A 1614-nucleotide genomic window follows, 5' to 3' on the forward strand; every position below is an offset into this window, starting at 1 on the left:
GGGCTGCAGCAGCAACTGGCCTCGAAAGAGGATGAGCTTGAGCAGCGGGATCAGGTCGTCAAAGAGCGTGACCGGCAACTCCAGCAGCGCGAGCAGTACATCCTGTTGCTGGAAGAGATGCTGCGCTTGCAGCGCATCCAGCGGTTCGCGGCCAGCAGTGAGAAAACGGCCCACCAGATCCACCTCTTCGATGAGTCCGAACTGGAAGCCGAGATCGATCGGCTGCGGGATCAGCTCCCGGACGATATTGAAGTCGCTGAAGACGATACCCCTGCTGCCGCGTCTGCACCCAAACGCCGTCAGCGCGGCTTCTCCGATCACCTGCTGCGTGAGCGCATCGAGCTGCTGCTGAGTGATGAAGAAAAGGCCGGGGCCGTCAGAACCTTCTTCACCAAGGTCAAGGAAGAGCTGGAGTACATCCCGGCTCAGCTTAAAGTGCTGGAATACTGGCAGGAAAAAGCGGTGTTCGAGACGAACGGCGACGAGCGGATCGTAGCCGCGGCTCGCCCGACACACCCGCTGGGCAAATGCATCGCCACCCCGGCCCTGCTGGCCTACCTGATCACCTCCAAATATGCCGATGGTCTGCCGCTGTACCGGCAAGAGCAGATGTTCAAACGTCTGGGCCATGAGCTGAGCCGCACCAGTATGGCGCACTGGATCATCCGTCTGGATGAGGTGTTCAAACCGCTGATCCATCTGATGCGGGAAGCGCAGAACAGTGCGGCCTACCTGCAGGCTGATGAAACCCGGATCCAGGTACTCAAAGAGGATGGCAAGGCTGCCCAGTCCGATAAATGGATGTGGGTGACCCGAGGCGGTCCACCGGGCCAACCTTCCGTCCTGTTCGCCTATGATCCCTCTCGAAGTGGTGCGGTGCCCGTGCGCCTGCTTGATGACTTCAAGGGTGTGCTGCAGGCGGATGGTTACTCCGGTTATGCGCAGATCTGCTCAGCCAATAAGCTGACACGGATCGGCTGCTGGGATCACGCCCGCCGCAAGTTCATCGAAGCGACCAAAGCGGCCAAGCCGGCGGGTAAAGGTAAACAGGCCAAGCTGTCCAAAGCGGATGTGGCACTCAGTCATATCAACAAACTGTATGCCATCGAGCGTCAGATCAAGGACCTGAGCGTGGCTGAACGCTACCGGATCCGTCAGGCGTCGAGCCTGCCTCGACTGGAAGCGTTCAAGGCCTGGCTGGACGCCAACGCAGGACGTGTGATGAAAGGCGGGCTAACTCGCAAAGCTATGGAATACACCCTGAACCAGTGGCCCACCCTGATCGGCTACTGTAAGCGGGGTGACCTGCACATCAGCAACGTACTGGCCGAGAATGCCATCCGTCCGTTCGCCGTGGGTCGCAAGGCCTGGCTGTTCGCGGATACCCCGCAGGGCGCACACGCCAGTGCTACCTGTTACTCCCTGATCGAAACGGCCAAAGCCAACGACCTGGAACCCTCGGCGTACATCCGGCATGTGCTGGAGCGCATCGCCGATGCCGACACGCTGGAAAAGCTGGAGCGACTGCTGCCCTGGAATGTTGAACTGGAGCGGACTTCAAAAAAAGTGGCGCAGTACAGTTAAGGGCAAGTGGGTCGTTTTAACGGCGGTTAC

The 1614-nt window shown here is 59.6% G+C and carries 1 protein-coding gene; it reads left to right on the forward strand.

Annotated features, from left to right (window positions below):
* Nucleotides 1–3 precede the first annotated feature (3 nt).
* Nucleotides 4–1584, forward strand: coding sequence for an IS66 family transposase (gene tnpC, locus KTN04_RS16525; RefSeq protein WP_407659278.1), 1581 nt, complete (start codon nt 4–6; stop codon nt 1582–1584).
* The last annotated feature ends 30 nt before the right edge of the window (nt 1585–1614 follow it).

It is taken from the genome of Marinobacterium weihaiense, from assembly GCF_019061305.1.
Taxonomy (GTDB): domain Bacteria; phylum Pseudomonadota; class Gammaproteobacteria; order Pseudomonadales; family Balneatricaceae; genus Marinobacterium; species Marinobacterium weihaiense.